We start from the raw sequence: 1,902 nt of genomic DNA, 5'->3' as shown, positions 1-1,902 counted from the left end.
GTGGTGAACAGCTTGGACACCGAGGCGAGGTCGTAGAGCGTGTCGACGCGGGCCGGGATGCGCTGCTCGGGGGGAAGCTCGGCGGTCGGCGAGGCGTACCGGACCGCGTCGCCGATCGCGAACCTCTGCACCACGATGCCGTTGCGCGCGGCCAGCACGACCGCGCCGGGTGAGCTGGGGTGGTTCAGGTGGTCCGGCGTGGGCGCCAGGTACGCCTCGGCGACCGTACGCAGCTCGGCGACCTTGTCCGGCAGCAGGCCGGCCTGCCGCGCGGTGCCGACGCGCAGGGTGTCGCGGCTGAACCGGATCTCGTCGGGGGTCACGGCCGGCGGCGTCCCGCTGTCAGCCATGCGGGTGCCCGCCGCCGCGGGGGCCGCCGGCAGGAGGCAGGCGACCACGCAGAGGGGGACCAGCCATGACCTCATCATCAACACCTCTCCATGCCTCGATCCGTAGAATGAAGCTTTCCTTCGGCACTTTCAAGAGGTTGGAAGGTTATTGCCACCGCTCCGTGACCCGGGTACGTTCGGCGCCATGCGGTACCGAATCGAAAGGCGCCGCCTCCTCGCCGCAGGTGCGGCCGGGATCGCCGGCGCGGCCACGTTGTCCACCTCTGCCGAGGCGAAGCCCGGCCTCCTCCCGCGCATCCCGGTGCGCACCGGGATGGACCGGCTGGCCGCTCAGGACTGGGCCGCCGTGCGCGGCGAGCGGATCGGCGTCATCTCCAACCCGACCGGTGTGGACCGGGACTATCGACATCTGGTGGATCGGATGCACGCCGACGGCGTCACGATCGGCGGCGTGTTCGGGCCCGAGCACGGCTTCCGCGGGTCGGCCCAGGCCGGCGGGAGCGAGGGCACCGGGATCGACGCCCGCACCGGCCTGACCGTGTACGACGCGTATCTGGCGGAGGCGCCGAAGTTCGCCGAGATGTTCACCGCGGCCGGGGTGCGGACCGTGGTGTTCGACATCCAGGACGTCGGCTGCCGCTTCTACACCTACATCTGGACGATGTACGAGTCGATGGTCGCCGCGGCCCGGCTGGGCCTGCGTTACGTGGTGCTGGACCGGCCCAACCCGATCGGCGGGCGCGCGTACGGGCCGATGATGACCACACCCCTGACCACCTGGGTGGGCAAGAAGGAGATCGTCCAGCAGCACGGCATGACGGTCGGCGAGCTGGCCCGTTTCTTCAACGGCGAGTTCCTCCCGGCCGCCGCGGGCCGCCCGGTGGAGCTCGAGGTGATCGCCTGCCAGGGCTGGATCGGCCGGTTGCGGGCCGGCGACACCGACGTGCCGTGGGTGCTGCCGAGCCCGAACATGCCGACACCGGACACCGCGGTGGTCTACCCGGGCACCGGCATGTTCGAGGGGACCGCCACGATCACCGAGGGCCGCGGCACCACCCGGCCGTTCGAGCTGATCGGCGGGCCGGATTTCGACTACCACTGGGTCGACGCGGTGGCCGCGCACAACCTGCCGGGCGCCGAGTTCCGCGAGGCGTATTTCGTGCCGGCCTTCAGCCGGTTCGTCGGTCAGCAGTGCGCCGGCATCGAGGTCAAGGTCACCGATCAGGCCGCGTACGACCCGATCCGGGTCGCGGTCACGATGCTGGTGGAGGCGCGCAAGTTTCCCGCCTTCGCGTGGCGCCGCGACAACGTCCCGGTCAATCCCTATTGGATCGACAAGCTCACGGGCTCCTCCCGGCTGCGCACGATGATCGACGCCGGTGCGGACGCCGACGAGGTGGTCGGCGCGTGGCGTGTGGAGCTGGCCGAGTTCGACGCGCGGCGCAAGCGCTACCTGCTCTACTCGAGGATCGGTTCGTGACCGGTCAGCCGGGCGTGCACGCCGGCGGGAACCGGCCCGCCGGTCAGCCGGGCGATCGCGAGCGCGGCGGCC

Annotated in this window: 1 protein-coding gene and 1 pseudogene; one reads left to right on the top strand and one right to left on the bottom strand. The window is 71.3% G+C overall.

Going from position 1 to position 1,902, the window contains the following annotated elements:
- A pseudogene (locus AB0M20_RS40925) lies at window positions 1-425 on the bottom strand (hypothetical protein); the annotation flags it as partial.
- 109 nt (window positions 426-534) lie between these two features.
- Between AB0M20_RS40925 and AB0M20_RS40920 the strand changes: the two are divergent.
- Window positions 535-1,830 (top strand): DUF1343 domain-containing protein, encoded by a 1,296-nt coding sequence (locus tag AB0M20_RS40920; RefSeq protein WP_364306635.1) that lies wholly within the window; start codon window positions 535-537, stop codon window positions 1,828-1,830.
- Window positions 1,831-1,902: the final 72 nt, after the last annotated feature.

The organism is Actinoplanes sp. NPDC051633, from assembly GCF_040681735.1.
Classification (GTDB): Bacteria; Actinomycetota; Actinomycetes; order Mycobacteriales; family Micromonosporaceae; genus Actinoplanes.
Note: the sequence above shows the minus strand (reverse complement) of the source record. Positions and strands in the feature narration are given on the sequence as shown.

Bases quoted from the DNA above. Each gene is read 5' to 3' on its own strand.
- AB0M20_RS40920 (WP_364306635.1), top strand. From the start codon at position 535: ATGCGGTACCGAATCGAAAGGCGCCGCCTCCTCGCCGCAGGTGCGGCC.